The organism is Rhizomicrobium sp. (assembly GCA_037200385.1).
In the GTDB taxonomy this organism is placed as follows: Bacteria; Pseudomonadota; Alphaproteobacteria; order Micropepsales; family Micropepsaceae; genus Rhizomicrobium.
Genome location: JBBCGL010000001.1, coordinates 2,599,170 through 2,622,135 on the forward strand (window position 1 = coordinate 2,599,170; position 22,966 = coordinate 2,622,135).

Annotated in this window: 20 protein-coding genes; 11 read left to right on the plus strand and 9 right to left on the minus strand. The window is 66.7% G+C overall.

Annotated elements, in window-relative coordinates; all coding sequences use genetic code 11:
* The first annotated feature begins 3 nt into the window (after positions 1 to 3).
* Both rfbD and rfbA read left to right on the plus strand, forming a co-directional pair.
* Positions 4 to 927, plus strand: coding sequence for a dTDP-4-dehydrorhamnose reductase (gene rfbD, locus WDM91_12380; GenBank protein ID MEI9995385.1), 924 nt, complete (start codon positions 4 to 6; stop codon positions 925 to 927).
* Entirely contained in the window at positions 924 to 1,790 is an 867-nt protein-coding gene (gene rfbA / locus WDM91_12385; protein ID MEI9995386.1) for a glucose-1-phosphate thymidylyltransferase RfbA, read from the plus strand. The genes rfbD and rfbA overlap by 4 nt, the downstream gene beginning before the upstream one ends.
* Here rfbA and WDM91_12390 read toward each other — a convergent pair.
* Positions 1,772 to 3,208, minus strand: coding sequence for an O-antigen ligase family protein (locus tag WDM91_12390; GenBank protein ID MEI9995387.1), 1,437 nt, complete (start codon positions 3,206 to 3,208; stop codon positions 1,772 to 1,774). The genes rfbA and WDM91_12390 overlap by 19 nt on opposite strands.
* Positions 3,209 to 3,287: 79 nt before the next feature.
* On the opposite strand from WDM91_12390, the gene WDM91_12395 reads away from it, so the two are divergent.
* The gene (locus tag WDM91_12395; protein ID MEI9995388.1) at positions 3,288 to 4,259 is read left to right on the plus strand and encodes a glycosyltransferase family 2 protein; all 972 of its coding nucleotides are present in this window, start codon (positions 3,288 to 3,290) and stop codon (positions 4,257 to 4,259) included.
* Between the two features lie 7 nt (positions 4,260 to 4,266).
* On the opposite strand, the gene WDM91_12400 is transcribed toward WDM91_12395, so the two are convergent.
* On the minus strand, positions 4,267 to 5,604 hold the full coding sequence (locus WDM91_12400; GenBank protein MEI9995389.1) for a hypothetical protein: 1,338 nt from the start codon (positions 5,602 to 5,604) through the stop codon (positions 4,267 to 4,269).
* A 200-nt stretch (positions 5,605 to 5,804) separates the two neighbouring features.
* Here WDM91_12400 and WDM91_12405 point away from each other — a divergent pair, with 200 nt between their 5' ends.
* A complete protein-coding gene (locus WDM91_12405) occupies positions 5,805 to 6,932 on the plus strand; it encodes a DegT/DnrJ/EryC1/StrS family aminotransferase (protein ID MEI9995390.1) in 1,128 nt (375 codons plus the stop codon).
* A 3-nt stretch (positions 6,933 to 6,935) separates the two neighbouring features.
* On the opposite strand, the gene WDM91_12410 is transcribed toward WDM91_12405, so the two are convergent.
* Positions 6,936 to 7,598: a hypothetical protein gene (locus WDM91_12410; GenBank protein ID MEI9995391.1), complete on the minus strand. Its 663-nt coding sequence runs from the start codon at positions 7,596 to 7,598 to the stop codon at positions 6,936 to 6,938.
* Between the two features lie 136 nt (positions 7,599 to 7,734).
* On the opposite strand from WDM91_12410, the gene WDM91_12415 reads away from it, so the two are divergent.
* Positions 7,735 to 9,273 (plus strand): oligosaccharide flippase family protein, encoded by a 1,539-nt coding sequence (locus WDM91_12415; protein MEI9995392.1) that lies wholly within the window; start codon positions 7,735 to 7,737, stop codon positions 9,271 to 9,273.
* Here WDM91_12415 and WDM91_12420 read toward each other — a convergent pair.
* Entirely contained in the window at positions 9,270 to 10,400 is a 1,131-nt protein-coding gene (locus WDM91_12420) for a hypothetical protein (protein ID MEI9995393.1), read from the minus strand. The two genes, WDM91_12415 and WDM91_12420, sit on opposite strands and share 4 nt — an antisense overlap.
* Before the next feature lie 72 nt (positions 10,401 to 10,472).
* Positions 10,473 to 11,723: a rhamnan synthesis F family protein gene (locus tag WDM91_12425; protein MEI9995394.1), complete on the minus strand. Its 1,251-nt coding sequence runs from the start codon at positions 11,721 to 11,723 to the stop codon at positions 10,473 to 10,475.
* A 208-nt stretch (positions 11,724 to 11,931) separates the two neighbouring features.
* Between WDM91_12425 and WDM91_12430 the strand changes: the two genes are divergently transcribed.
* A complete protein-coding gene (locus WDM91_12430; GenBank protein MEI9995395.1) occupies positions 11,932 to 12,645 on the plus strand; it encodes an FkbM family methyltransferase in 714 nt (237 codons plus the stop codon).
* Here the strand turns inward: WDM91_12430 and WDM91_12435 are convergent.
* From WDM91_12435 to WDM91_12445, 3 genes are all read right to left on the minus strand, one after another.
* Positions 12,642 to 13,610 carry a nodulation protein NodZ gene (locus WDM91_12435; protein MEI9995396.1) on the minus strand — a complete coding sequence of 323 codons (969 nt, stop codon included), beginning with the start codon at positions 13,608 to 13,610 and terminating at the stop codon, positions 12,642 to 12,644. The two genes, WDM91_12430 and WDM91_12435, sit on opposite strands and share 4 nt — an antisense overlap.
* Positions 13,611 to 13,647: 37 nt before the next feature.
* Entirely contained in the window at positions 13,648 to 14,571 is a 924-nt protein-coding gene (locus WDM91_12440) for an endonuclease/exonuclease/phosphatase family protein (GenBank protein MEI9995397.1), read from the minus strand.
* A gap of 109 nt (positions 14,572 to 14,680) precedes the next feature.
* A complete protein-coding gene (locus tag WDM91_12445; GenBank protein MEI9995398.1) occupies positions 14,681 to 15,622 on the minus strand; it encodes a glycosyltransferase in 942 nt (313 codons plus the stop codon).
* A 217-nt stretch (positions 15,623 to 15,839) separates the two neighbouring features.
* On the opposite strand from WDM91_12445, the gene asnB reads away from it, so the two are divergent.
* The 4 genes from asnB (at position 15,840) to WDM91_12465 (ending at position 21,204) form a co-directional block, all read left to right on the plus strand.
* Positions 15,840 to 17,717: an asparagine synthase (glutamine-hydrolyzing) gene (asnB, locus tag WDM91_12450; GenBank protein MEI9995399.1), complete on the plus strand. Its 1,878-nt coding sequence runs from the start codon at positions 15,840 to 15,842 to the stop codon at positions 17,715 to 17,717.
* Positions 17,718 to 17,807: 90 nt separating this feature from the next.
* A complete protein-coding gene (locus WDM91_12455; GenBank protein MEI9995400.1) occupies positions 17,808 to 19,121 on the plus strand; it encodes a UDP-glucose/GDP-mannose dehydrogenase family protein in 1,314 nt (437 codons plus the stop codon).
* Positions 19,105 to 20,376: a glycosyltransferase family 4 protein gene (locus tag WDM91_12460; protein ID MEI9995401.1), complete on the plus strand. Its 1,272-nt coding sequence runs from the start codon at positions 19,105 to 19,107 to the stop codon at positions 20,374 to 20,376. The genes WDM91_12455 and WDM91_12460 overlap by 17 nt, the downstream gene beginning before the upstream one ends.
* A gap of 27 nt (positions 20,377 to 20,403) precedes the next feature.
* Complete coding sequence (locus WDM91_12465; GenBank protein MEI9995402.1) at positions 20,404 to 21,204, plus strand: metallophosphoesterase family protein; 801 nt, start codon at positions 20,404 to 20,406, stop codon at positions 21,202 to 21,204.
* Here WDM91_12465 and WDM91_12470 read toward each other — a convergent pair.
* Entirely contained in the window at positions 21,154 to 21,936 is a 783-nt protein-coding gene (locus WDM91_12470) for a transglutaminase-like cysteine peptidase (protein MEI9995403.1), read from the minus strand. The genes WDM91_12465 and WDM91_12470 overlap by 51 nt on opposite strands.
* A gap of 463 nt (positions 21,937 to 22,399) precedes the next feature.
* On the opposite strand from WDM91_12470, the gene WDM91_12475 reads away from it, so the two are divergent.
* Positions 22,400 to 22,918 carry a hypothetical protein gene (locus WDM91_12475; GenBank protein ID MEI9995404.1) on the plus strand — a complete coding sequence of 173 codons (519 nt, stop codon included), beginning with the start codon at positions 22,400 to 22,402 and terminating at the stop codon, positions 22,916 to 22,918.
* Positions 22,919 to 22,966 lie beyond the last annotated feature (48 nt).

Sequence of the window (22,966 nt, forward strand, 5' to 3'; positions counted from 1 at the left end):
CCTGTGCAGGACGCAAAACCGATCACGATCCTGCAGTTCGGCGCGACCGGGCAGCTTGCCCGCGCCCTGCAGCGCGCCGCCTCCGCGCAAGACGGCGTCCGGCTGCATGTCCTCGCCCGGCAGGACGCCGATTTCCGCCGGCCGGAGCAGGTGCGCGACGCCGTCCTGGGAAGCGGCGCCATCGACCTGGTGGTGAACGCGACCGCCTACACCGCGGTCGACAAGGCCGAGAGCGAAGAAGTCGTCGCACAGGCGGTCAATGCCGAGTCGGTCGGCGCGCTGGCGCAGGCCTGCCACGCACGGGGTATCGGGCTCGTCCACGTCTCCACCGACTATGTCTTCGACGGCCTGAAGGCGGCGCCTTACCGCGAAGACGATCCGGTCCATCCGCTCGGTGCCTATGGCCGCAGCAAACGCGACGGCGAGCAGGCGATCCGCGCGGCGCTCGCCGCGCATGCGATCCTGCGCACCTCCTGGATCTACAGCGCGGACGGCACGAATTTCGTCAAGACCATGCTGCGGCTGGGCGCGGAGCGCGACGAATTGCGGATCGTCGACGACCAGCACGGCGCGCCCACCTCGACTGCCAGCCTGGCACAGGCGGTCCTGGCGGTGGCACGGGCGATGCTGCGCGACCCGGCGCCGGCCCGGTTCGGCACCTTCCACTATGCCGACCGCGGCGAGGTCACCTGGCGCGGCTTCGCCGAGGCGATCTTCGCGCAATGCGCGGCCTCGGCCGGCATCAAGGCGCGTGTCGTGCCGATCGCTTCGGCGGATTATCCGACCGCGGCGCGGCGGCCTTTGAATTCGCGGCTGGACTGCACGAAGATCGAGCGGGTCTATGGCATCGCCCGGCCGCGCTGGCAGGATTCGCTGGCGCTGGTATTGGACGAGATCGGGATCGCGCGTCGGGAGGGCCGGACATGAAGGGGATCGTGCTGGCGGGCGGGTCGGGTACGCGGCTCTATCCCTTGACGCTGTCGACCTGCAAGCAGCTCCTGCCGGTCTACGACAAGCCGATGATCTATTACCCGCTGTCGACGCTGATGCTGGCGGGGATCCGGGACATCCTGGTCATCACCACGCCCGAGGACGAGAGCGCCTTCCGCCGCCTGCTCGGAACCGGCGAAAAATGGGGCATCCGCCTGTCCTATGTCGTTCAACCGCGCCCCGAGGGACTCGCCCAGGCCTATATCCTGGGGGCCGCGTTCGTCGGCGGGGCGCCAAGCGCCCTCATCCTGGGCGACAACATCTATTTCGGCCACGGCATGCCCGAGATGCTGCTGCGCGCCACCGCGCGGCCCGCGGGCGCCACCGTGTTCGGTTATCGGGTGCGCGATCCGGAGCGCTATGGCGTGGTCGAATTCGACGGCGAGGGCCGCGCCCTGTCGATCGAGGAGAAGCCGGCCATGCCGAAATCCAATTACGCGGTGACGGGCCTCTATTTTTACGACGGGCGCGCCGCGGATTTCGCGGCCCGGATCAAGCCGTCGGCCCGCGGCGAGCTCGAGATCACCACCCTGAACAACATGTATCTCGAAGACGGCTCGCTGTCGGTGGAGGTGATGGGCCGCGGCATGGCGTGGCTCGACACCGGCACGCATGAGTCCCTGATGGAGGCGGGCGAGTTCGTCCGCATTCTGGAAATGCGCCAGGGCCTGAAGGTCGGCTGTCCCGAAGAGGTCGCCTATCGCAAGGGCTTCATCGACCGTGCGCAGCTGGTCGCGCTGGCGCGCGGCCTGGAGAAGAGCGGCTACGGCCAATACCTGCTTCAGGTCGCCGAAGACTGATCGGCGCCCCGCCCGCGCCAGAGCCCGCTCTCGGCGAGCGCGATCGCGATGATGAAGGCGAAGGTCGTCGCGACCGCCGGGATCTGCATCGAGAAATCATAGACCGAATGCGCCGCGATCAGCACCGTGGCGGCGATGCCGATGGCCGGGAAGATCCGCCGCTCGCGCCGGCGCCGCGACAAGCCCTTGGCGCATTGCGCCAGGAGCGCGGCGAAGCCGCCGAGCAGGACCGCCGTCGCCGGTACGCCGAGATCGAGCGCCAGCTCGAGATAGGTGTCCTGCGCCTTGTCCCAATAGCGCCGCGAGGCGAGGCGGTCGTCGCGATAGAGCGGGAAGGCCTCCGGAAACGTGCCGAAGCCGTGCCCCAGCCAGGGCGACGCCTCGATCCCGCTGACGATGATCTTCCAGGACTGGGTGCGGTCGACGTCCTCGACCCCTTCGTCGGCGATGCGCCCGAGCAGCGCGCCGCCGAAGATCGCGAGCGTCAGCGTAACGATGCCGGCAAAGGCCGCCAGGTGCAGGACGCGGCGGCGCTTCGACCCGAAGACGCCGGCCTGCGACGCCAGCAGGACGAGCGTCGCGGCGCCGAGGATCGCCGAGGTGATGCCGGCGCGCGACAAGGTGCAGAGCAAGGCGTCGACCAGCAGCAGCAGAACGACGATCATCGCCCAGTGATCGACCAGGAGCAGTTGCAGCCGCGTCGCCAAGCGACGAAATACGGACGCGGCGGCGACGCGGCGCAGCTCGCCGAGCCCCCGCAGCAGAAGACCGAACGGGACGAGCGCGACCAGTCCCAGATAGGTCGCGAAGCTGTTGCGGTTGATGAAGGGACCCGTGACGACGCCGAGATAGGCGGTCTTCTTCTGCCAGACGACGCAACAATCGCCGGCGGCCCACGTGACCAGGCCGTAGGCGGCATAGACGCCGCCGGCCATCGCCAGCACGGTGCAGGCCGTCCGCCGGCGCGATGCGTCGCGCAGAAGGAACAGCGTCGCGGCTCCGATGGCGAAATAGCCCGCGGATTTGGCGAGGGCGGCGAGGGTCAGGTCCGGATCGATCGAGATCGTCCCGCCGGCCTCGATGCCCAGAATCCTGGCGCGCTCGGCCCATAAGGGATGCGGCAGCGGCGCCGGAAGTCCGGGCATCATTTGCACCAGCGCCCAGACGCCGACGGCGGCAAAACAGGCGAGCGCCGCGACGAGCAGCGGCGCCCCGAAGGACGGATAGCGGGCCGGATCGAGCACGCCGGCAAGGGCGACCAGCAGCAGGACGGCGCCGGACGCCCCCGACAGGATCCAGGTGCTCTCCGGTCCGTTGGAACCGAACGGCAGCGGCGCGAGCGCGACGACCAGCAGGAGCAGATAGAAGGCGGCATTTTCCAATCGGCGCGAAATCACGAGGCGCTGATCAAATGTCATGGGTATACTGTCCAATGGTTTGCTATCGTCGATCAGGCCGGCCGCGCCGAGACGCCGCCGTCGCCGAGTATGAGGGATCGTGAGTCCGTCCGAGCATGTCAGCACGTCCGGGACGCGATCTCCAGATAGCGGCGGTCCGCTGCCGGTCGTCTCCATCATCGTCGTCAGCTACGGCACGCGGGAGATGACCCTGGCCTGTCTCCGTTCGGTCGTCGCCGAGACCCGGGATGCCGGCTACGAGGTGATCGTCGTGGACAATGCGTCGAAGGACGGGTCGGCAGAAGCGATCGCCGCGCAGTTTCCGGATTTCCTGCTGCTGGCGCAGACCGCGAATCTCGGCTTCGCCGCGGCCAACAATCTCGCGGCCGAGCGGGCGCGCGGACGCTACCTCCTGCTGCTCAATCCCGACACCGTCGTGCTGGATCGCGCGGTCGACGAGCTCGTCGCCTTTGCGCGGCGCCGGCCGCAAGCGCGCATCTGGGGCGGACGGACGCTGTTCGGCGACGGCACGCTCAATCCGACGTCGTGCTGGCGGCGGCAGACCCTTTGGAACCTGCTGTGCCGGTCGGTCGGACTGGCGAAGGCGTTTCCCGACTCGCCGGTGTTTCATTCGGAGGCCTATGGCGGCTGGACGCGCGACAGCGAGCGCGAGGTCGACATCGTCACGGGATGCTTCCTGATGATCGAGACCGAGACCTGGCGGCGGCTGCGCGGCTTCGCGCCGGAATTCTTCATGTATGGCGAGGACGCCGATCTTTGCCTGCGGGCGCGTGCCGACGGGGCCCGCCCGGCGATCACGCCGGAGGCAACGATCGTGCATTACGGCGGCGCGACCGAGAGAGACAATGCGCGAAAGAACAAGCGCCTTCTCGCGGCGAAGGCGCTCTTGATCCGCCGCCACCTGTCGCGGCCCATCCAGCCCCTGGCGCTCGCGCTGCTGGCTTTGCGGCCGGCCATCATGCGCCTCCTGTTCGGACGGCGCGACGCCGTCTGGCGCGACGTGTGGCGCGCGCGGCAGACCTGGATGCTGGGCAAGTTCGAATCCAACTGACGCTGCTTCAGCGCCGGACCGGCTGCGCCATGCGCCTTACGGTCTGCGGCGCGGCGAAAGCGCCCCACATGCCGAGCAGGAAGAAGAATTCGACATAGCTCTGAAGCCAGAAATGCACGGTGAAGCCGGCAATAATGAGCGAAATCACCGAAGCGAGCCAGAAATACGCCAAGTGGAGATGCTTCGCCTGTGCCGGCGAAGGCAGATCCCGCACCGCGCGCAACAGGCTCGTCGCCACGCCCAGGATGAACGGCGCAACCGCGAGAAGACCGTAACGGAGAAGCATCACGAGCCAGAACGCATCGACCGTCGGGCCCAGCCACACGGGCCGCGCCCAATTGTCGTATCCGATGCCCGTGATGGGCGAGCCGAGAAAATCGTTCCAGCCGACCTGCCATATGATCGTGCGGTAGAAGCCGGTCGACGGATTGAGCGCCGCATAGTCGAACAGGACCTGCACCGGCGTGCGGTTGGAAAACACATCGATGAAGACATAGATGCCGACGCAACCCGCAATGAAGATCGCCAGCCGATGCCGCAACGGCCTGGTGGAGATGAACCAGACGAGCAGCAGCACCTGCACTGCGACGACGGCGAAGGCAGAGGACGAGATCGAAGTGGCGACACCGGCCAGGACGACCAGGGCGGCTCCGACGCGGACGGGCAGCCTCGAGGAAACGACGTCGCGCGACAGGGCGAGAGCGAAGATGCTGGCCGCGAACACGCCCCAGAGGATCGGGTGGGGAAACGGGCCCGCCGCCCTGTGAAATCCGAAGCGGCTGAGCGTGCCGAGATAGGATGGCCCGCCGAACAACTGCCGGCCCGAGACCGACTCGACAAGGGCCACGATGGCCAGAACGCCGACGATCAGGATCAACAACCGGGCCGCCGCGGAGACATCGGCCGGCGTCCGGATGAACGCCCTCGCCAGCAAATAGGGCCCGAGGGTTTCCAGCATGACCGTGCCGCAGTTCAGCAGGACATTGGTCTGCGACCTGACGCCGAGGGAATCCACCGAGCTGACGACGGCGAACAGCCCATGATGGATGAGGAGCGACACCGCCTGCAGGACCGCAAATCCCGCGATGAAGAGGTCCGGCGCCGAAAGTCTCGCCCCCAGGCGCGCAAGCCGCGCAACGGAGAGCGGCAGCAGGACGAGCAGCGCGATCCGGTAGAGCGGCAGGAAGAGCCCGAAAAGAACGATCGCGAGGCTCGCGGGCCAGACCAACGAGGCGATGAAGGCAGCCACCGGCAGCGCGACACGGCGTCCGTGGCGCCACGCCGCCAGGCGCGGCGCCACCGCAAGGCGGCGCATCAAGCCGGGCGCCGCGGCGGGTCCCGCCATCAAAGGATGCAACCGCCGCGAGGCGCCGTTCTTGACGTTAAGCAGCTTCAGCAGCCTCAAATCGACGCTGCGTTCTATCCGGAATTCCTTGCCAAGGACAGGCCGCCTCTGCCGCCGCCGTATACGTTGCGCGCGCGGATATGCTACCAGACGGACATGTTCCGGACCCGCTCGGTCGGCGCATAGGGCAGGACTTCGGCGTGACCGACAACAAACCGATCTACGTGACGCAGCCCTCGCTTCCGCCGCTCGCGGAACTGCTTCCCTATCTCGAGAGCATCTGGGACAGCAAATGGCTCACCAATGGCGGGCCGTTTCATCAGCAGCTGGAAGTCCGGCTCGCCGAATATCTCGGCGTCGGCCATCTTGCGCTCGTGTCGAACGCAACCATCGGCCTCATGGTGGCGCTGCAGGCCCTGCAGGTCACGGGTGAGGTGATCACCACGCCTTATTCCTTCGTGGCGACCGCGCATTCGCTGCTCTGGAACAATCTCCAGCCCGTGTTCGTCGACATCGATCCGGGCACCTGCAACATGGATCCCGCCGCGATCGAAGCCGCGATCACGCCCCGGACGACAGCCCTGCTGCCGGTGCATTGCTATGGCACGCCGTGCGACGTCGACGCCATCCAGCGGATCGCAGACGCGCACGATCTGCATATCATCTACGATGCCGCGCATGCCTTTGCGGTGCGCCGCGGCGGCGAGAGCGTCCTCGCCCATGGCGACCTGTCGGTCCTCAGTTTTCACGCGACGAAGGTCTTCAACACCTTCGAGGGCGGCGCCATCATCTGCCCGGACGCGCAGACCAAGCAGCGCATCGACTACCTGAAGAATTTCGGCTTTGCCGACGAGGTGACCGTCACCGCGCCGGGCATCAACGGAAAGATGAACGAGTTCCAGGCCGCCCTGGGCCTTCTGCAGCTCAAGCATCTCGCGGCGGCGATCGCGGCGCGCCGCGGGATCGCCGAGATCTATGCCGCCGAATTGCACGGCGTCGAAGGGATCCGCTGTCTCGCCGCGCCGCCCGCGGATGTGACGCAGAACCATTCCTATTTTCCCATATTCGTCGAGCCCGGCTATGGGCTGTCGCGCGACGGATTGTACGAGGCGCTGCGCAAGCACGGCATCCATGCCCGGCGCTATTTCTATCCGCTGATCAGCAGCATGCCGATGTATCGCGCGCTGCCCTCGGCCGCAGCGGAGCGGCTGCCCGTCGCGAACCGGATCGCGCAGGAGGTGCTTTGCCTGCCGATCTTCTCGGAGCTCGAACACGACGCGGCGCGCCGGATCGCCGGGATCGTGCGCGACGCCGGACGCGGGCGGTAGCCTTCAGCGCTGCGGCATCGGGCGGGCCGGATTGCCGACGACGACGGCACCGGGCGCGACGCTTTTCGTCACCACGGCACCCATCCCGATCACGGCGCCTTTTCCGATCACGAGCGGCGCACCGGGGCGGCCCTGTTTGATGACCGCGCCCGTCCCGACATAGACGTCGTCCTCGACGACGACATTGCCGTTGCAGCAGACCCTGGGCGCGAACGTGACGAAATCGCCGATCACGCAATCATGCGCCACATAGGAATAGATGTTGCAGTGGAAGTGCGCCCCGATCCGCACATTGGCCGCGGTCACCATGGTGAAATCGCAGAAGATCGCACCCTCGCCCAGATTGGACTCCGGCTGGGCGGTACGGTGCGTCGGCGCCCTGAGGGCAGGCAGGAACCGCATGCCGGCCGCTTTGCAACGCGCCGCGACGGCGCGACGGACCGCCGCGTCCGCGATGGCGATCACGATCTGCCGCGCGCGATGCGAAGGCCCGGTGAGCGCGTCGAATGCGATCACCCGCACATCGTCGAGGGGCTTTGCGAGGTCGTCGCGAATGTCGGAGACGAACACCACGCTTTCGCCGGACGCCCCGCCCGCTTCGCCGCACTGCAGCCGCGCCGGCCCGAGGATTTCGCGCGCGAACCCGCCTGCGCCATAGATGGCCAATTGCAATATCCGCTCCGTCGCGCGAGTTTGCGACAGGGTATCGCACTTTCCCGTAGGGTTTCCAGTTGCGGCGCCGGTCGCGGGCGCGGCGGGTCCACCTGGCGCCGCCGGACGGCGCACGCAAGGGAGTTCGTGTTTGTCGCCGCCGAAATACACCCTGCGATACAATATCGCCGCGAACTATGTGAGCCAGGTCTACCTGGTCGCCGTCGGAATCGTGATGGCGCCGGTCTACCTGTCCTATATGGGCGCCGAGGCCTACGGCCTCATCGGCTTCTTCACGATGATGACGTCGTGGTTCCAGCTGCTCGACATCGGCTTGACGCCGACGCTGGTGCGCGAGACTGCGCGGTTCCGCGGCGGGGTGATCGGCGCCGGCACGCTGCGCTCCTATCTCCGGGCGCTGGAGGCGATCTTCGGCGCCGTTTCGGTGCTGGGCGCCGCCGTCATGATCCTGTTCTCCGACCAGATCGCGGCGCAATGGCTCCAGGTGAAGGTGCTGCCGCTCGCCGAGGTGTCCCAGGCCATCGTCTTGATGGGGCTGACGGTGCCGCTGCGCTGGGTGGCAGGCCTCTATCGCGGCGTGGTCGCCGGTTTCGAGCGGCAGGTCTGGCTCGCGAGCTACAACATCGTCATCGCCACCTGCCGCTTCGTGGGCGTGCTGGCCGTGTTCCACGTCTTCGGCGCCTCGCCGGTGAATTTCTTCGCCTATCAGCTGATCGTCGCCCTCGCCGAAATGCTCGGCCTCGCCGCGATGACCTACAGGCTCGTCGCCTTCGGGGCAGGCCCCCGGGAGCCGTTCTCGTGGAAGCCGCTGCGGGCGAATGTCGCGTTTTCGCTCACCATCGCCTTCACCGCGACCATCTGGGTGGTGATCTCGCAGACCGACAAGCTCGTGCTCTCCAAGCTCCTGCCGCTTGCCGGATACGGCGTGTTCTCCCTCGCCGCCGTCGCCGCGGGCGCGCTCAATTCGATCGGCGGCCCCTTGGGACAGGCCCTGCTGCCGCGCCTGACGAAGCTGGTCGCGGAGCGCGACACGGGGCGCGCCGTCCAGCTCTACGGCGACGCGACCCAGGTCGCATCGGTGCTGGCGTTCCCCGCGGTCGCGATCCTGTGCTTCTTCGCCGGGCCGATCCTACGCGCCTGGACCGGCAACCCGTCGATCGCGGAGCAGGCGGCGCCGATCCTGCGCCTCTATGCCATCGGCAACGGCTTCGTGATCCTGAACGCCTTCGCCTATTACATCCAATATGCGTATGGCGATCTGCGGCTGCATTTCCTGGGCAATGCGCTGATCTTCGTGCTGCTCGTCCCGCTCCTGGTCTTCGGCGCCGAATATTACGGCGCGGTCGGGACCGGCGCCGCCTGGGCGGCGGTCAACGGCCTCTACGCCATCGCCTGGGTCCCGCTGATCCATGCAAGGCTTATGAAAGGCCGGCATTGGCGATGGGTGACGCGCGACATCCTGTCGATCGCGCTGCCGAGCCTGGCGGCGGGCTGGCTGCTGTCCGCGGCGATCGCGCTGCCGGCGGGTCGCTGGCCCGCCCTGGCGGTGGTGGCGGCGAGCGGCGCCGTGGTGACGGCCGCCGCCTGCGCCGGTTCTTCGCTGCTTCGGAGCAAGCTTGCGCAAGTCCTGGCACCGCGGCTCGCCCGGCTCTCCGGACCGTCGCGCTAGCGCGGCCCGTCGTCCGGCGCGAGGAGCGATGCCTGGTAGGTCGCGTAATAGCTTTCGAGATTGCTCAGATATTCGGCGCGCACATATTTCTTCGCCAGCATCGCGAATTGACGGTCTGCGACCTCCCCGTATCTTTCCGGCCGGTCCGCCGCGCGCAGGAAGGCGGCGATCGCCGACACGTCGTCCTGCAGATCCGCGAACAGACCGGGCAGCGTCTCATAGTCGGGCGTGAAGAAGCGGCTGTTGTAGACCGCCATCCCGATTCCGCCGCTGAAGACCGTCTCGACGAAATAGCCGTCGAGCCCCTCGCCGAAGGTAAAGGCGAATTTCGCGCGCGCGATCGTGGCCTTGTACTGCCGATAGGTCATGTCGCGGATCTCGACGATGCGATGGTCCGGAAGGGCTTGTGCGATCGCGGCGAGGACGCTGCGCCGCAAGGGGCTCGGGTCGGGCGAGACCACGACCAGGCGCTCCTTGTCGGCATAGCCGCTCCGGCGGAATTCCTCGGGGCTGACCCAGGTCGAAAGAAGATGGACCGGGCAGCCGAGCCGCGCGGCGGTCCCGGCATCGGCATAGGCGGCGTGGGCGACCGTGGCCGTCACCGGACCCAGCCCCTGAAGCCGCGCGACGACCTCCCTGGAGGGAATGAAATCGATGTTCTGCAGGAGGATGTTGAACGACCAGGACACGCCGGGCCGGGCGAAGAGCGCGGCATGATCCAGGATCATCTGCTCGACGGCGCATTCGGGAACGTGCACCAGAACGCGGCTTCCCGCCGCGAGGCACTCCAGCAGCGCGCCGAACGGCAGCAGCGCCGCCGTGTTGTCGAACTTGTCGAGACGGCGCAGCGGCTGCTGGCCGAGCGCGGTGCAGACCGAGACCCGGACGCCCCGCGGCGACAGCAGCCGCGCCGACTCCCGCGCGATCGAGGCGATCGACATCAGGCCGCCATTCACGATGTTCGCGCCGGCGATCAGGAAGACCACGTGCCGCCCGGCGCGATCGCCCGCCGCCGCTTGCGCGAGCGCACCGGCCGAGCGGCGTGTGTGGATGTTTCCGTGCCGCCATTCGACGGCGAACTTCCGGAAGTTCCCCCATTTCGTCGCGACGGTGGATGCGAAGGTCATGCCGGCCTTCCGTCAAGCGCGGATGGCGGGTCAGCGAATGCCATCCAGGGGTCGTCGCCGCGGTCCATCGCTTCAATCAAAGTCGCCGCTCTCCGCCGCGCCATATCCCGCCGCACGCACGGCGGAAAGGAATAATCGCTCGATCGCATGCTGCAAGGTGCGGTCCCTCTGCCCGCTTTCGGGCGGAAAATCGCGCTGCTGCAGGCCGAGCCCGCGCAACCGCTGCAAGGCCTGGGGCCGCACCCAGAACATCGAGCCGGCGAAGAAATCGAGGGCGAAATCGGCTTCGGCGATCCCCATGCGCCGCGCGACCTGCAGGGTGAGCGCCCGGTTGCCGCCCCAGGCGGCGCGCGGTGCATAGCGGCGGTTCGGGATGCGGTTGCCGGCCGGCCCGATCAAGCCGAGCCCGGGGTCGCGGTCGAATGCATCCAGCAGGCGTTCGGCGCGCCCCGGCGCGGCCAGCAGTTCGACATAGCAATGGCGCCGCCAGCGCGCGCCGAAGTCGCGCGTGGTGCCGGACTGCAGCGAGCGCTTGCCGTGCAGCTTGCAGACATAGGCATAGCGATCGAGGACGCCGCGGCCGAGCAGGTCGACAAAGGGGCCGATGTCGCGGCCGCGGTTTTCGAACGCGTGGAACGTCGCGCCGGGAAACGTCTCGGCGATCCTCCGCTCGAGATCCCGCGACGGCGCGGTCAGGCCGACATGCAGGTCGAAAGGGCGTTCCATCCGGCAAAGACAGGCCGCGATCTCGTCCCACAGCTCCGCATAGTGGAGATGCACGACGACGCCGATCCCGCCAGGGCGCGCGGGTCTCGCGGGACGGAAAATTCCTTCGTGCGGCGGCCAGCCCGCATCCAATTCCGGATGACGCCGGACCGCATCCGCGTCGTCTTCCAATCCCAGCTGCCAGAAGTGGAGATCGCTGCGATAGGCCTGGATCTGCGACCGCACATCCCCGGCAGCGGTTTCGAGCAGGGTCGCGGTCCCGCCGCCGAGCGCGATGCGGTTGCTCGGAAAGACCCGGGCGTGCCGCGCCGCATGCCATGCGGCAGGGAGCGCGCCAAGTCTCCCGATCGCCATCTTCAGCGTGCCGGCGGCCGGCGCGACCAAGGCAAGCGCGGTCGCCGGCCGGCGGAGCTGCAGCAGATAGCGGTGCCCCGCCGCCGCCGGCAAACGTCCATAAGCCTCGTCGTCGCCAAATCGCAGACTCAGTTTTGCGCCGCCGCTGGGGCACTCCAGGATCCGCACCGCATAGCGGCCCGGTGCCAGGGGAGCGTCCAGCTCGAGGCGGCCCGCGGCCGGAACTGCGACAATCCTGCTCACGGTGGCCGCTGTTCCAATCGCTGATGCGCCGCCGTCGCGGCATCGTTGCACAAAGGCCGCAAAAACCCCTTAGATGGCAATACGGTCGAAGGCCGGCACGCGTGTCAAGGACGGCCGGTCAGACGGCCGGCCGCGGCGCTGGCCGATCCGCGGACCTCTCATTTCGACCTTTGCCGCAAAGCCCGGCGAAGGAATCCCGGAGGTGCAAATGCCGTCGCTGCTCGGCGTCCTGAAGCGGGGCTACAACTGGACCAACAAGCGCATCGCGCGGGCGGTCGTTCCGCTTGTCGTCGAGACGCAGGGGCGGAACCTGGCCCTGGTCTCCCTCGGCGAGGGCGAAGGGGCGTGGATCGTCCCGGTGGAGCTGATCAAGCCGGGCGCCGTCTGTTATTGCGTCGGCGTCGGCCTGAACGCGAGCTTCGACGTGGCGCTGGCACGAGACCTCCATGCCCAGGTCCATTCCTTCGATCCCACGCCGAGCGCCATCGCGCATATGGGCGAGATCGGCGCCGCCGGGACGGGGATCGATTTCCACCCCTGGGGTCTTTGGAAGACGAACGCCCGCCTGCGCTTCTTTGCGCCGATGAACCGGCGCCACGCGAATTATTCGGTGCGCGACATCCACGCGACCGGGGAATATTTCGAAGCCGAATGCTTCACGCTCGGAACGCTGATGGAACGGCTCGGCCACCGGCGGATCGACCTGCTGAAGATGGACATCGAAGGCGCCTGGCGGGATGTGCTGGACGGCATGCTGGGCGACGGCGTGCTTCCGTCGATCCTCTGCGTCGAATTCGACACGCCGACCTCGCTGGGCAAAGTCCTGCGCATGATCGCGCGGCTGCGCGGCGCCGGCCTGTCCTTCATCCACCGCAACCGCGACAATTATCTGTTCGTCGCGCAGGACCTGCTGAAGTCCTAGATCCACGAATGGATGGCGCGCTTGGCCAGGACGATCGGCGCATGGCGTTCGACGTCGATGACGTTGCCGTCCGCGAAACCGCCCAGGCATCGCGCCAGATAGGAAAAGGTCGAGCCTCGCGGATAGACCAGGTAGTCGCAGCGCGACAGCAGGTAGATGTCTTTCAGCGCCTCGATCGCCGAGCGTTCGGGATCGGCGTCGGCGCGGTTGTAATGCACGGCCTCGCCAGGCGCCGGCAGCCATTTGTCCGTGACGACGACATTGGGATAGCTCTGCTCGAACTGGCGCTGGATGGCGAGGTTGTCGGTCGCAAGAAAGATCGTCGCCGACGGCGCCCGCGCCAGCAGCGTCGCCACATCCTTGCGAAGCCGCGCGAGCGGGGTGGAGCGGTCGGACTGGCGCACATGGACGCCGATCATGGGTCCGCAGAACCGCGCGGCGGCGAAGGCATCGATCTCGGCGGCGATATGCGGCTGCAGCGCGACATAGCGGTCCATCAGAGACCGGATCAACGCATGATCGGGCAGGCGCTTCGCAGCCGCGAGCTCACCCGCGAAATGACGGCGGATCCGGCGGAACTTCGGAAGATAGGACCAATAGACGAGGACGTCCTCGGCTTGGCGGAGCGTCGACAGATCGCAGCAATAGGTCCGATAGACCGTCGGATCCTTGAAGCGGTGCGGATCGAAGGTCCCGATCATCCGCGACACGGTCCAATCCAGGTGGCTGCGCCAGATGGCGGGCGCAACGCTTGCGACGGTCGGATCGAACGGCCACGACTCCTCGACCACCGGCGACTGGAACAGCCGGTGGAAAGCATTGACGCCGGGCGCGGCATAGGCGTCGTCGCGCCAATCCACGACGATGCGTCGCCCCGCCATCCGGCCGAACGCGATCCCGCAAAGCGTGGAGAGCAGCCTGTTGCCCAGGCCGGCCTTGCCCTTGATGAGAAGCCAGTGCGTCATGTCCCCGGACTGTGCGATGGCCGCGGCGTTCGATGCGTTATCTACCAGATTTCCGCCGGCACGCGTCCGTAATCCGGAATGCAGCCATGACGGGGAAATGATCGGAGCCCGCATTGTCGTCGACGGTCCATGCCGCCACGGCGGTGACGCCCCGCGAGAAAATATAGTCGATCCGGAACAGCGTCCCCAGCATCCCGAAGCGACGCACCCGCGACGGAAATGTGAAACCCAGGCCTGCGCCGGCGTCATCATTGGCGTCACGCAGGACGGCGCGCAACGGCGCCTGGACGGAATTGAACTCGGTGCTGTTGAGATCGCCGCCGGCGATGACCGGCAGGGGCTCGTCCGCAACGGACGCGGCCGCCTCCGAAAAGAACCGGCTCTGGGCGGCCACGCCGTTTTGGCCATGCGGCGCGTGGAAGCTCCATAGGCGCAGCGGACAGCCTCCGACGGTCACGATCGCCGTCGCGCTATCCTGATAGAGCCGGCCCGCGCCGATCGGAAAGCGCGAGAGGATCATCATATCCGCCCCGTGGGCGGGAAAACCGGCGAATTTCGGGACGGCCGGCAATCGCGCCAGCTCGGCATCCAGCCGCGGCAGGTCGACCAATTGCTGGAGGAAGATCACATCCGGCCGCTCGCGCGCGATCAGCCGGGCGACCGACGGGAAATCGGAGTTCATCGTACTGACATTGAACGACATGACGCGAAGCTCGCCGGCCGCGGCCGTGCGGCCCCACCGTGCGGGATCGAACCGCTTGGCCACCGGCGCCAGGATGAGCAGCCCGACGATCAGTATCGCAAGGGCCGCGGGCCAGGTCCGCGCTGCGGCGAACAGGAGCGCCGCCGCCGCCGCCAGGAGCGCGAGCCAGGGCGCGGCATAGGCGCCCCAGCGCACCGGCAGGAGATCGTCGCCCACCAGAATCCAGCCGAGAAACCACAGCGCGATGGGGGCCGCCAACCCGATGCCGGACGCGAGACAGTATCGGCGCCATCGACTGCTCCGAGTCCAAAAACGCAGTTTGTCCGATAGCCTTCTCACCACGGCGACATCTCGAGCGCGACGCGCATCAGCCTTGGGTACCGTAGGATTCGCGGCGATGCCGGGCCTGCCACAGCACTTTTCCGACGCCGCCCCAATATTGGATCCGGTGCCGTTCGGCGGATTCGCTCCGTCCCAGCAGGCCCGCGATCAGGCCGGCCGATGCATGATAGGCCGCCTGTGCCACGCCGGCCGCCATCCAGAACAGCAGTGCATCGTAGCGGCGCGGCGCGGCCGAGATCTGCAGATAGGCGCGTTGCTGTCCTTGCCGGAAACGACGGTCGGAGAGATAGCGGCGCTCGAGCCGCGCGCCGGGAACGAATTCGGCGACCGGCGCGTCGGCGGCCCAGACGAAGCGCTTGCCGCGCCGGCGCAGCCGGTACAGCAGGTCGATATCCTCGCCCCCCGTCTTGTCGAAGGCGTGCCGAAAGGGCTCGTCGCCGCCATCGAAGCAGGTGGCGCGACGAAAACAGGAATTGCCGGTGCCGAGCAGCGCCGCAAGGTCGGTGATCGTGGCGCCGTCCGGACGATGCACCTGCCGCGAGTAGAGGCTCGTGGCGAAGTCCTTGAACCGGGCCGGCGGATTCTCGAATTGCGGGACGACCGGACCGAACGCCACATCCGCTTCGGTCTGGACGAGCGCACAGACCAGTTTCGCCAGCCAGTCGTCGCGCGCGGCGACTTCGTCGTCATCGAGAAAAACGATGAAATCGCCGTTCGACTCCAAGACGCCCCGGTTTCTCGCGAAGGCAAGTCCCGGCCGGGGCTCGTGGATGCAGCGCAGGCGGACATTCGCGGCGGCGTCCGACGCAAGCCCTTCAACGATCTGCCTCTGGCTGCCGTCCGGAGAATTGTCGACGACGATGATCTCGACGCCGCCGAACGGCACCTTCTGGCGCAGGCCGCTTTGAATCGCCTCGACGAGAAGCCTGTCGCGATCGACAGTCGGGATGACGACGTCGACCTGCATTCAGTCCGGACTCCGGCCACGGCGCAGCGCCTGGACGACGGTAAGTATTGCGTCCTGCATTCGGCTAAGCAACATGGATGTTGACATCGTTTAATTTAGGCCCTTCACTCCGGAACAACCATCCAAAAAACTTTCGTTAAATGGAAGTAAAGCGCACCAGCGCAGTTTCGCATGCATAAGACGATTTGCTTGTAAACGATTCGGGGCGGAGTTCGATTTGTGCGGCATCTTCGGGTACGCGCTCCGCAGCGAGCCTAGGATACCCGTCCAGCGACTTCAAAGCCTGACTGATCTTCTGGCCCATCGCGGACCGGATGGTTCGGGCGTCTGGACATCCGCGAAAGACGGATCGACCTGGCAGGTCGGATTCGGTCACCGCCGCCTCGCGATCATCGACCTGACGGCCGGCGGCAGCCAGCCGATGGTCCATGCGGACCGCTGGGTCCTGTCGCTCAACGGCGAGATCTACAACTACCTCGAGTTGCGCCGCGAGCTCGAGGCGCTGGGATACGGCTTCAAGTCGAATTCCGACACCGAAGTGCTGCTGATCGCCTGGGTGGCGTGGGGTGAAGCCGCGCTTGGAAGATTGCGGGGAATGTTCGCGTTTTCGCTGTGGGACGACGTCGAAAAGACGCTTGTGCTGGTCCGCGACCCGTTCGGCAAGAAGCCGCTGTTCCTCGCGGAGCCCCAGGACGGCATCGTCTTCGCATCGGAGATCGCGCCGATCGTCCAATCCGGCCTGGTCGCGGCCGAGCTCGATTCGGCTTCGGTCCGAGACTACCTGCTCAGCCGCTACGTTCCGGGGCCGCACACATTCTACAAGCCGGTCAAGAAGCTGCCGCCGGGCCATCTTGCGGTCTGGCGGGACGGGCGCCTGGACGTCCGCCGCTACTACACGCCGCCGACCATGGCGGACCGGCCGGTCACGGTGCGGAAGTTCGAAGACGCCACCCGCCTGTTCCGGGCCAAGCTGGAGGAATCGATCCGCCTCCGCCTGCGCAGCGACGCGCCGTTCGGCGTCTTCCTGTCCGGCGGGCTGGATTCGTCCTCCATCGCCGCGCTCATGGCGCGGCAGCTTTCGCAGCCGATCAAGACCTTCTCCGTGGGCTTCCATGAGGCGGAATATTCCGAATTGCGCTATGCGCGCGAAATCGCAAGCCTGGTTTCGGCCGAACATCACGAGCTGATCATCGACTGGCGCATCGTCCGCGACCGCATTCCCGACGCCATCCGGTTTCGCGGCGCGCCATTGTCGGAGCCGGCCGACATCCCGATGCTCGAACTGTCCCGCGCGGCGGCGGGCAGCGTGAAAATGGTATTGACCGGCGAAGGCGCCGACGAGCTGCTCGCAGGCTATCCCAAATACCGGGCCGAGCCCTGGCTCGACGCGTTCCAGCGATCCTCGCCGGACGGCGTCAAACGGATGCTGCGTGCCGCCGCCGGCCTTTTGGGCGATCGCGGCCGCCGGCTGCAGATCCTCGCACGCGCCGCGACGGAGCCGGATTTCCAGACGCGCATGCTGGGATGGTTCGCCGCGATGGAGCCGGCGCTCCGCGACGACCTGCTGGCGGGCCGCGGCGAAAGGCGGGCCCTCGACGAATTTCCCTTCTCGAGCCGGTCGGCGAGCGCGATACGCCGGATGCAGCATTTCGACCAGACATCCTACCTTCCGGACAACCTGCTCGAACGCGCCGACCGCATGATGATGGCGGCGGCGATCGAGGGCCGGATGCCGTTCATGGACGTAGCGCTGGCCGAAACCGTCGCCGGCTTCGACGAGTCGTTCTATGCGCAGGGACGCGGCGGAAAGCGCGTCCTGCGTGCGGCGATGGCCGGCGTGCTGCCGGCCGAGACGCTCCACCGCAAGAAAGTGGGTTTCCGGGTGCCGGTGGGCGTCTGGTTCCGGACGAGCATGCGCAGCTATGTGACGGATCTGCTGCTTGCGCCCGATGCGCGCATCGCGGGGATGCTGGACCGGCAGTGCGTCGCCCGCGTGCTGGCCGAGCATGAGGACGGGCGGAAGAACCACGAATCCGCGATCTGGACTCTGATCAATCTCGAAGAGTTTCTGCGCGGTTCCGCGATCTCGGTATAGCGCCGCCGTCCGGCGCGGCATTCGGCGCGCCGATTGCCGTGGTTGGCGGCAATCTCCCCTGCTAGTGTCGCGAAAGGCGACGGGGGGATCATGCGTATCGCGGTATTTGGACTTGGCTATGTCGGGACGGTGTCGGCCGCTTGCCTGGCCGAACGCGGACACGACGTGACCGGAGTCGACAAGAGCCAGACCAAGGTCGCTTTCATCAACAACGGGGAGACGCCGGTCATCGAGGCCGAGGTCGCGGGGCTCATCGCGCGCGCGCGCGCCGATGGACGGCTGCGCGCGACCACCGATGCCGCGGACGCCGTGGGCGCCAGCGACCTGTCGCTGATCTGCGTCGGCACCCCCAGCGCGCGCAACGGCAATCTCGACGTTTCGGCGATCCGCGCGGTCTGCGAGGAGATCGGTGCGGCCTTGAAGGGCCAGGATCGGCGCCATCACGTCGTCATCCGCTCGACGGTCCTGCCGGGCACGCTGCACGACGTCGTCATTCCGGCGCTCGAGGCCGCCAGCGGCAAGCGGGCGCACCGCGATTTCGGCGTCGGCGTGAACCCGGAATTCCTGCGCGAGGGCACCGCGGTCCGGGACTTCCACAATCCGCCCAAGACGGTGATCGGCGCGACCGATGCCGATACGATCGCCTGCGTCACCGCACTGTATGAAGGCCTGCCCGGTCCGCTGATCGTGTTTCCGCCCGAGACGGCCGAGATGGTCAAATACGCCGACAATTGCTGGCATGCGCTGAAAGTCGCCTTCGCCAACGAGATCGGGAACATCTGCCAGGCGCGCGGCGTCGACAGCCATGCGCTGATGGATGCGTTCGTCCAGGACACGAAGCTCAACATCTCGCCGGTCTATCTCAAGCCGGGCTTTGCCTTCGGGGGCTCCTGCTTGCCCAAGGATTGCCGCGCCCTGACCTATTTCGGCCGCAGCCACGACCTGGAATTGCCGGTGCTCGACGCGATCCTGAAAAGCAACGTCCATCAGGTCGAGCGCGCCTTGCAGAAGATCGTCGGCCTGGGGGGGCGCCGGATCTCGCTTCTCGGCCTCAGCTTCAAGGAAGGGACCGACGACCTGCGCGAGAGCCCGCTGGTCGAGCTGGCGGAGCGGCTGATCGGCAAGGGGTATCAGCTGCGCATCTTCGACCGCAACGTGCAGCTCGCCCGCCTCGTCGGCGCGAACCGCGACTACATCCTCCACACGATTCCGCATCTTTCCGACCTGATGCTCGACACCGTCGACGCGGCGATCGGCCATGCCGAGATCCTGGTCGTCGGCAATCGCGATCCGGCGTTCGCAAGCCTCGCCGGTCGCCTGACACCGCAGCAGACGCTGGTCGATCTCGTGCGCTTCCGCGAGTTGGAGACGCTGGGAGGGAACTACATTGGCATCAACTGGTAGTTCTCGCGGCGGCGTCCTGATCATCGTGGAGAACCTGCCGGTGCCGTTCGACCGGCGGGTCTGGTCCGAGGCGACGACCCTGCAGGCCGCGGGCTATCGCGTGGCGGTGATCTGCCCAAAGGGGGCGGACGCGCGGAAATCCCATGAAGTCCTGGACGGCATCCACATCTATCGCCATCCGCTGCCGTTCGATGCCGAGGGCGGGCTCGGCTATGTCGTCGAATATGCCAGCGCGCTGTTTTTCGAATTCGTCCTGACCTGCTGGATCTGGCTGCGGCACGGCTTCGACGTGATCCATGCCTGCAACCCGCCCGACACGATCTTCCTGATCGCATGGCCCTTCAAGCTCCTCGGCAAGAAGTTCCTGTTCGATCACCACGACATCAACCCCGAACTCTATCTGGCGAAATTCGGCAGCAAGGACCGCTTCTATCAACTCCTCTGCTGGCTGGAGCGCTGCACCTTCCATGCCGCCGACGCCTCGCTCGCCACCAACGAATCCTACCGGCGGATCGCGATCGAACGCGGCGGCATGGCGCCGGACAAGGTTTTCGTCGTGCGCTCCGGACCCAAGCTGGAGCGCCTGCGCATCGTGCCGCCGAACGCCGCACGCAAGCACGGCGCCCGCCACCTGATCGGCTATGTCGGCGTGATCGGCCAGCAGGAGGGGATCGATCTTCTTCTCGAAGCGGCGAAGCACATGACCCAGACGCTCGGCCGGACGGATATCCGCTTCGCCATCATCGGCGGCGGACCGGCGCTGAACGCGATGAAGGCGCTCTCCGTCCGGCTGGGCGTCGACGGCCAGGTCGAATTCTACGGCCGCGTCCCGGACGACGTGCTGCTGGAGGTGCTGAACACCGCCGATGTCTGCGTCAATCCCGACCGCGTCAACGCGATGAACGACAAATCGACCATGAACAAGATCATGGAATACATGGCGCTCGCCAAGCCAATCGTGCAGTTCGAGCTAACCGAGGGGCGTTACTCCGCCGGCGAGGCGTCGCTTTATGCGGCGCCCAACGATCCGGTGGATTTCGCGCGCAAAATCCTTGAGCTCCTCGACGATCCGGCCAAGCGGGCCGCCATGGGCGCGTTCGGCCGCAACCGGGTCGAGACGGAACTCGTATGGGAGCGCGAGGCGCCCAAATTGCTCGCGGCCTATGACTGCCTGCTGCACCCGAAAATCGGATCGCAATCCGCTTCGGCATCCGCCGCGAACTCCGGCATGGCTCCGCCGGCCAATCGCAACTAAGCTGGCCTGCCGCTTCCTGGCGATCTTATGAACGACGTCGCATCTGCATTGGGCCGTGTCGGCCGCTCGCTTCGCGCGGCCTTCACCGGCGGGCGGCGGGACCACGCCAAGCCGTCGCGCGTCCCCGAAGGCGCGCTCGTCTACGCCATCGGCGACATCCATGGCCGCAGCGATCTGCTGGCGGCGCTGGTCGCGCGGATCGAGGAGGATGTGCAGGCCCGCGCGGCGGCACAGCGCCCCATCGTCGTGTTCGTCGGCGACTATGTCGACCGCGGATCGGATTCGCGCGGCGTGATCGATCTTCTTCTGACCGGACTCCCGCGCGGATGGGACTGCCACTTCCTCAAAGGCAATCACGAGGAGGCTTTGCTCGATTTCCTGGGCGATCCGAAATTCGGCGAGGTCTGGCGCGATTTCGGCGGCTTGCAGACCCTCACCAGCTATGGCGTGGCGATCCTGCGTCAGGGGGCCGAGATCGACTGGCCCGCGACGGCGCGGGCCTTCGCAGCCGCTTTTCCGCGCGAGCATCTCGATTTTCTCAACAACCTGCGCCTGCATGCGGCCATCGGCGACTATGTCTTCGTCCATGCCGGGGTGCGGCCGCGGATTCCGCTCGAATACCAGTCGGAGCGCGATCTCCTCTGGATCCGCGAAGAGTTCACCGCCGCCGGGCGCGCCCTGCCGCAGACCGTGGTCTATGGGCACACGCCCCATGAAGACGTCGTCGTCGGCCCGGGCCGCATCGGCATCGACACCGGGGCCTATGCGACGGGCAAGCTAACGGCTGCCGGGTTCCATGGCGCCGAGGTCTGGTACCTGTCGACCTGAAGCATCCGAGCCCGCCGGCTGAGCCGCCTTTGCCGAGAGGTTCGCGACTTGCTGCCTCGCCAGACCGGCCGGTGCCATTCCGCCGCGCTCGGCTGCGGCCTCTGCGAGAAGCACGGCCTGGGCGTTCGCCCCTGCAACCCGCCATTGGCCGTCGGCATCCTGTGCCGTAACCCAGGTGTAGTTCGTCTCGCTCCAGGGCAGCACCCAGTTGTTCGCATTGTCCAGCACATAGGCCCCCTGCGCGGTATTGGCGATCAGAACGGCATGCGGACCGGTCTGCGGCGACTGCACGAGGGCAAGACTCAGTTCGCTTGGCGACCAGCCTGCCGCCCAGAGCATCTGACGCTTTGCCAAGGCATAGTCCTCACAGTCGCCTTCCGTGGTCGCCGGCTCCCAGACATCCGGCTGTCCGAAACGGTCCTGGTCGGTGACGTAGCGCACGCGGCGGTTGACCTCGCGGTTGACCGAGTCGAGCGCAAGCCAGCGGTCGGGCGTGAGCGGACCATCGGTCCGCGGCACTTCGTAAACGACCGCCGTCGGCCCATTGGCCGGCTTGGCCGGGCATTGATCCCGTTCGTGCGCACAAAGCACGACATAGCCAGACGGCGCCGCCGTGGGTAATCCCAGCGGCAACGGTGTACTTACGCCCGGAAGAGTTGAACAGGCGGAAACCATAAAAAACAAGGCAAAAGCTACCGCACGCCCACAATAATGGGTTTTGTAATCGCACATGAAACGCCCCAACAGCACCAGCTAGGGCATCATGACTTCTCGCCTGTTAATCTTCCGGGTTCCGGGAACTTCAAAACCAATTCAAGTTCTATGGGACTTTTTACTTAACTTGATTCAAATTTTATGGATTCTGTACTTGAACAGGTAATGCACGGCTGGGTTGCACAAGAAATTTCCGCCAATACCGCGTCGGCGTGGCCGGACCGGTCGATCACCGGCCGGTCCGGCCACGCCGGCTGGCGCGGCCTGAGCCTCACCGCCTCGCCTGCTAGGTTCCAGTACGGAGCGACAAAACGCCCGCCGCAAAATGCTCAAAATTTAGGCGAAAGCGTTCCCCAAGAGACACGCTGGCGGCCTGTATTCCAATTTATGCTGCATCGCACCGTCTTAGCCCAAGACGCTTCTGGCCAATCGTCTTAATTCCCGCGTAGAGTTCATTTTGGGTTACTAGGTGGAGGGGCCAATGCGCTTCTGGTCCGCGCGTATGTTGTTGGTTTCGACGAGCATCGCGATAGGTGTCTCGCTGACGACGTTGGCGGCGCCCGCTGCCTTGGCGGCAGCCACCGTCGTGACCGATCCCGTGAGCGGCAACGTCACCGTCACGCTGGCGGACAATGCGAGCGTCCAGGTATCGGCGACGCTGGCGGCGCAGATCGTCGCGGCGATGAATGCCGGCGACCCCGCCGCCGTCACAGCGGCGATCAAGGCGCTGGTGCGGAGCTACGCCGCAAACGATACCGATCTCGCAACGGCGATCTATGTCCTGGCCGCGTCGTCGACCGGCGATCGCGCGCTTCAGGCGGCGGCCTATGCCGGCGTCGTCGCGGGCAATCCGGCCGCTGCCACGCAAGTTGCCGCAAACGGCACCGCCGGCGGCGGAACCCCGGGCGGCCAAGCCACCGCCGTCACATCCGGGGACAACAACTTCCCCGGCGGCGGCACCAGCGGTGGGGGCAGCACGCCGAGCCCCAACGGCCCCTGATCGGAAGCCGGCTGTGTTCCAGCCGGTCAACGGGCCGATTGATCCGCG

Bases quoted from the DNA above. Each gene is read 5' to 3' on its own strand.
- rfbA (MEI9995386.1), top strand. From the start codon at position 924: ATGAAGGGGATCGTGCTGGCGGGCGGGTCGGGTACGCGGCTCTATCCC.
- WDM91_12390 (MEI9995387.1), bottom strand. From the start codon at position 3,208: ATGACATTTGATCAGCGCCTCGTGATTTCGCGCCGATTGGAAAATGCC.
- WDM91_12400 (MEI9995389.1), bottom strand. From the start codon at position 5,604: ATGGCGGGACCCGCCGCGGCGCCCGGCTTGATGCGCCGCCTTGCGGTG.
- WDM91_12420 (MEI9995393.1), bottom strand. From the start codon at position 10,400: ATGACCTTCGCATCCACCGTCGCGACGAAATGGGGGAACTTCCGGAAG.
- WDM91_12430 (MEI9995395.1), top strand. From the start codon at position 11,932: ATGCCGTCGCTGCTCGGCGTCCTGAAGCGGGGCTACAACTGGACCAAC.
- WDM91_12435 (MEI9995396.1), bottom strand. From the start codon at position 13,610: ATGACGCACTGGCTTCTCATCAAGGGCAAGGCCGGCCTGGGCAACAGG.
- WDM91_12445 (MEI9995398.1), bottom strand. From the start codon at position 15,622: ATGCAGGTCGACGTCGTCATCCCGACTGTCGATCGCGACAGGCTTCTC.
- WDM91_12455 (MEI9995400.1), top strand. From the start codon at position 17,808: ATGCGTATCGCGGTATTTGGACTTGGCTATGTCGGGACGGTGTCGGCC.
- WDM91_12465 (MEI9995402.1), top strand. From the start codon at position 20,404: ATGAACGACGTCGCATCTGCATTGGGCCGTGTCGGCCGCTCGCTTCGC.
- WDM91_12470 (MEI9995403.1), bottom strand. From the start codon at position 21,936: ATGTGCGATTACAAAACCCATTATTGTGGGCGTGCGGTAGCTTTTGCC.
- WDM91_12475 (MEI9995404.1), top strand. From the start codon at position 22,400: ATGCGCTTCTGGTCCGCGCGTATGTTGTTGGTTTCGACGAGCATCGCG.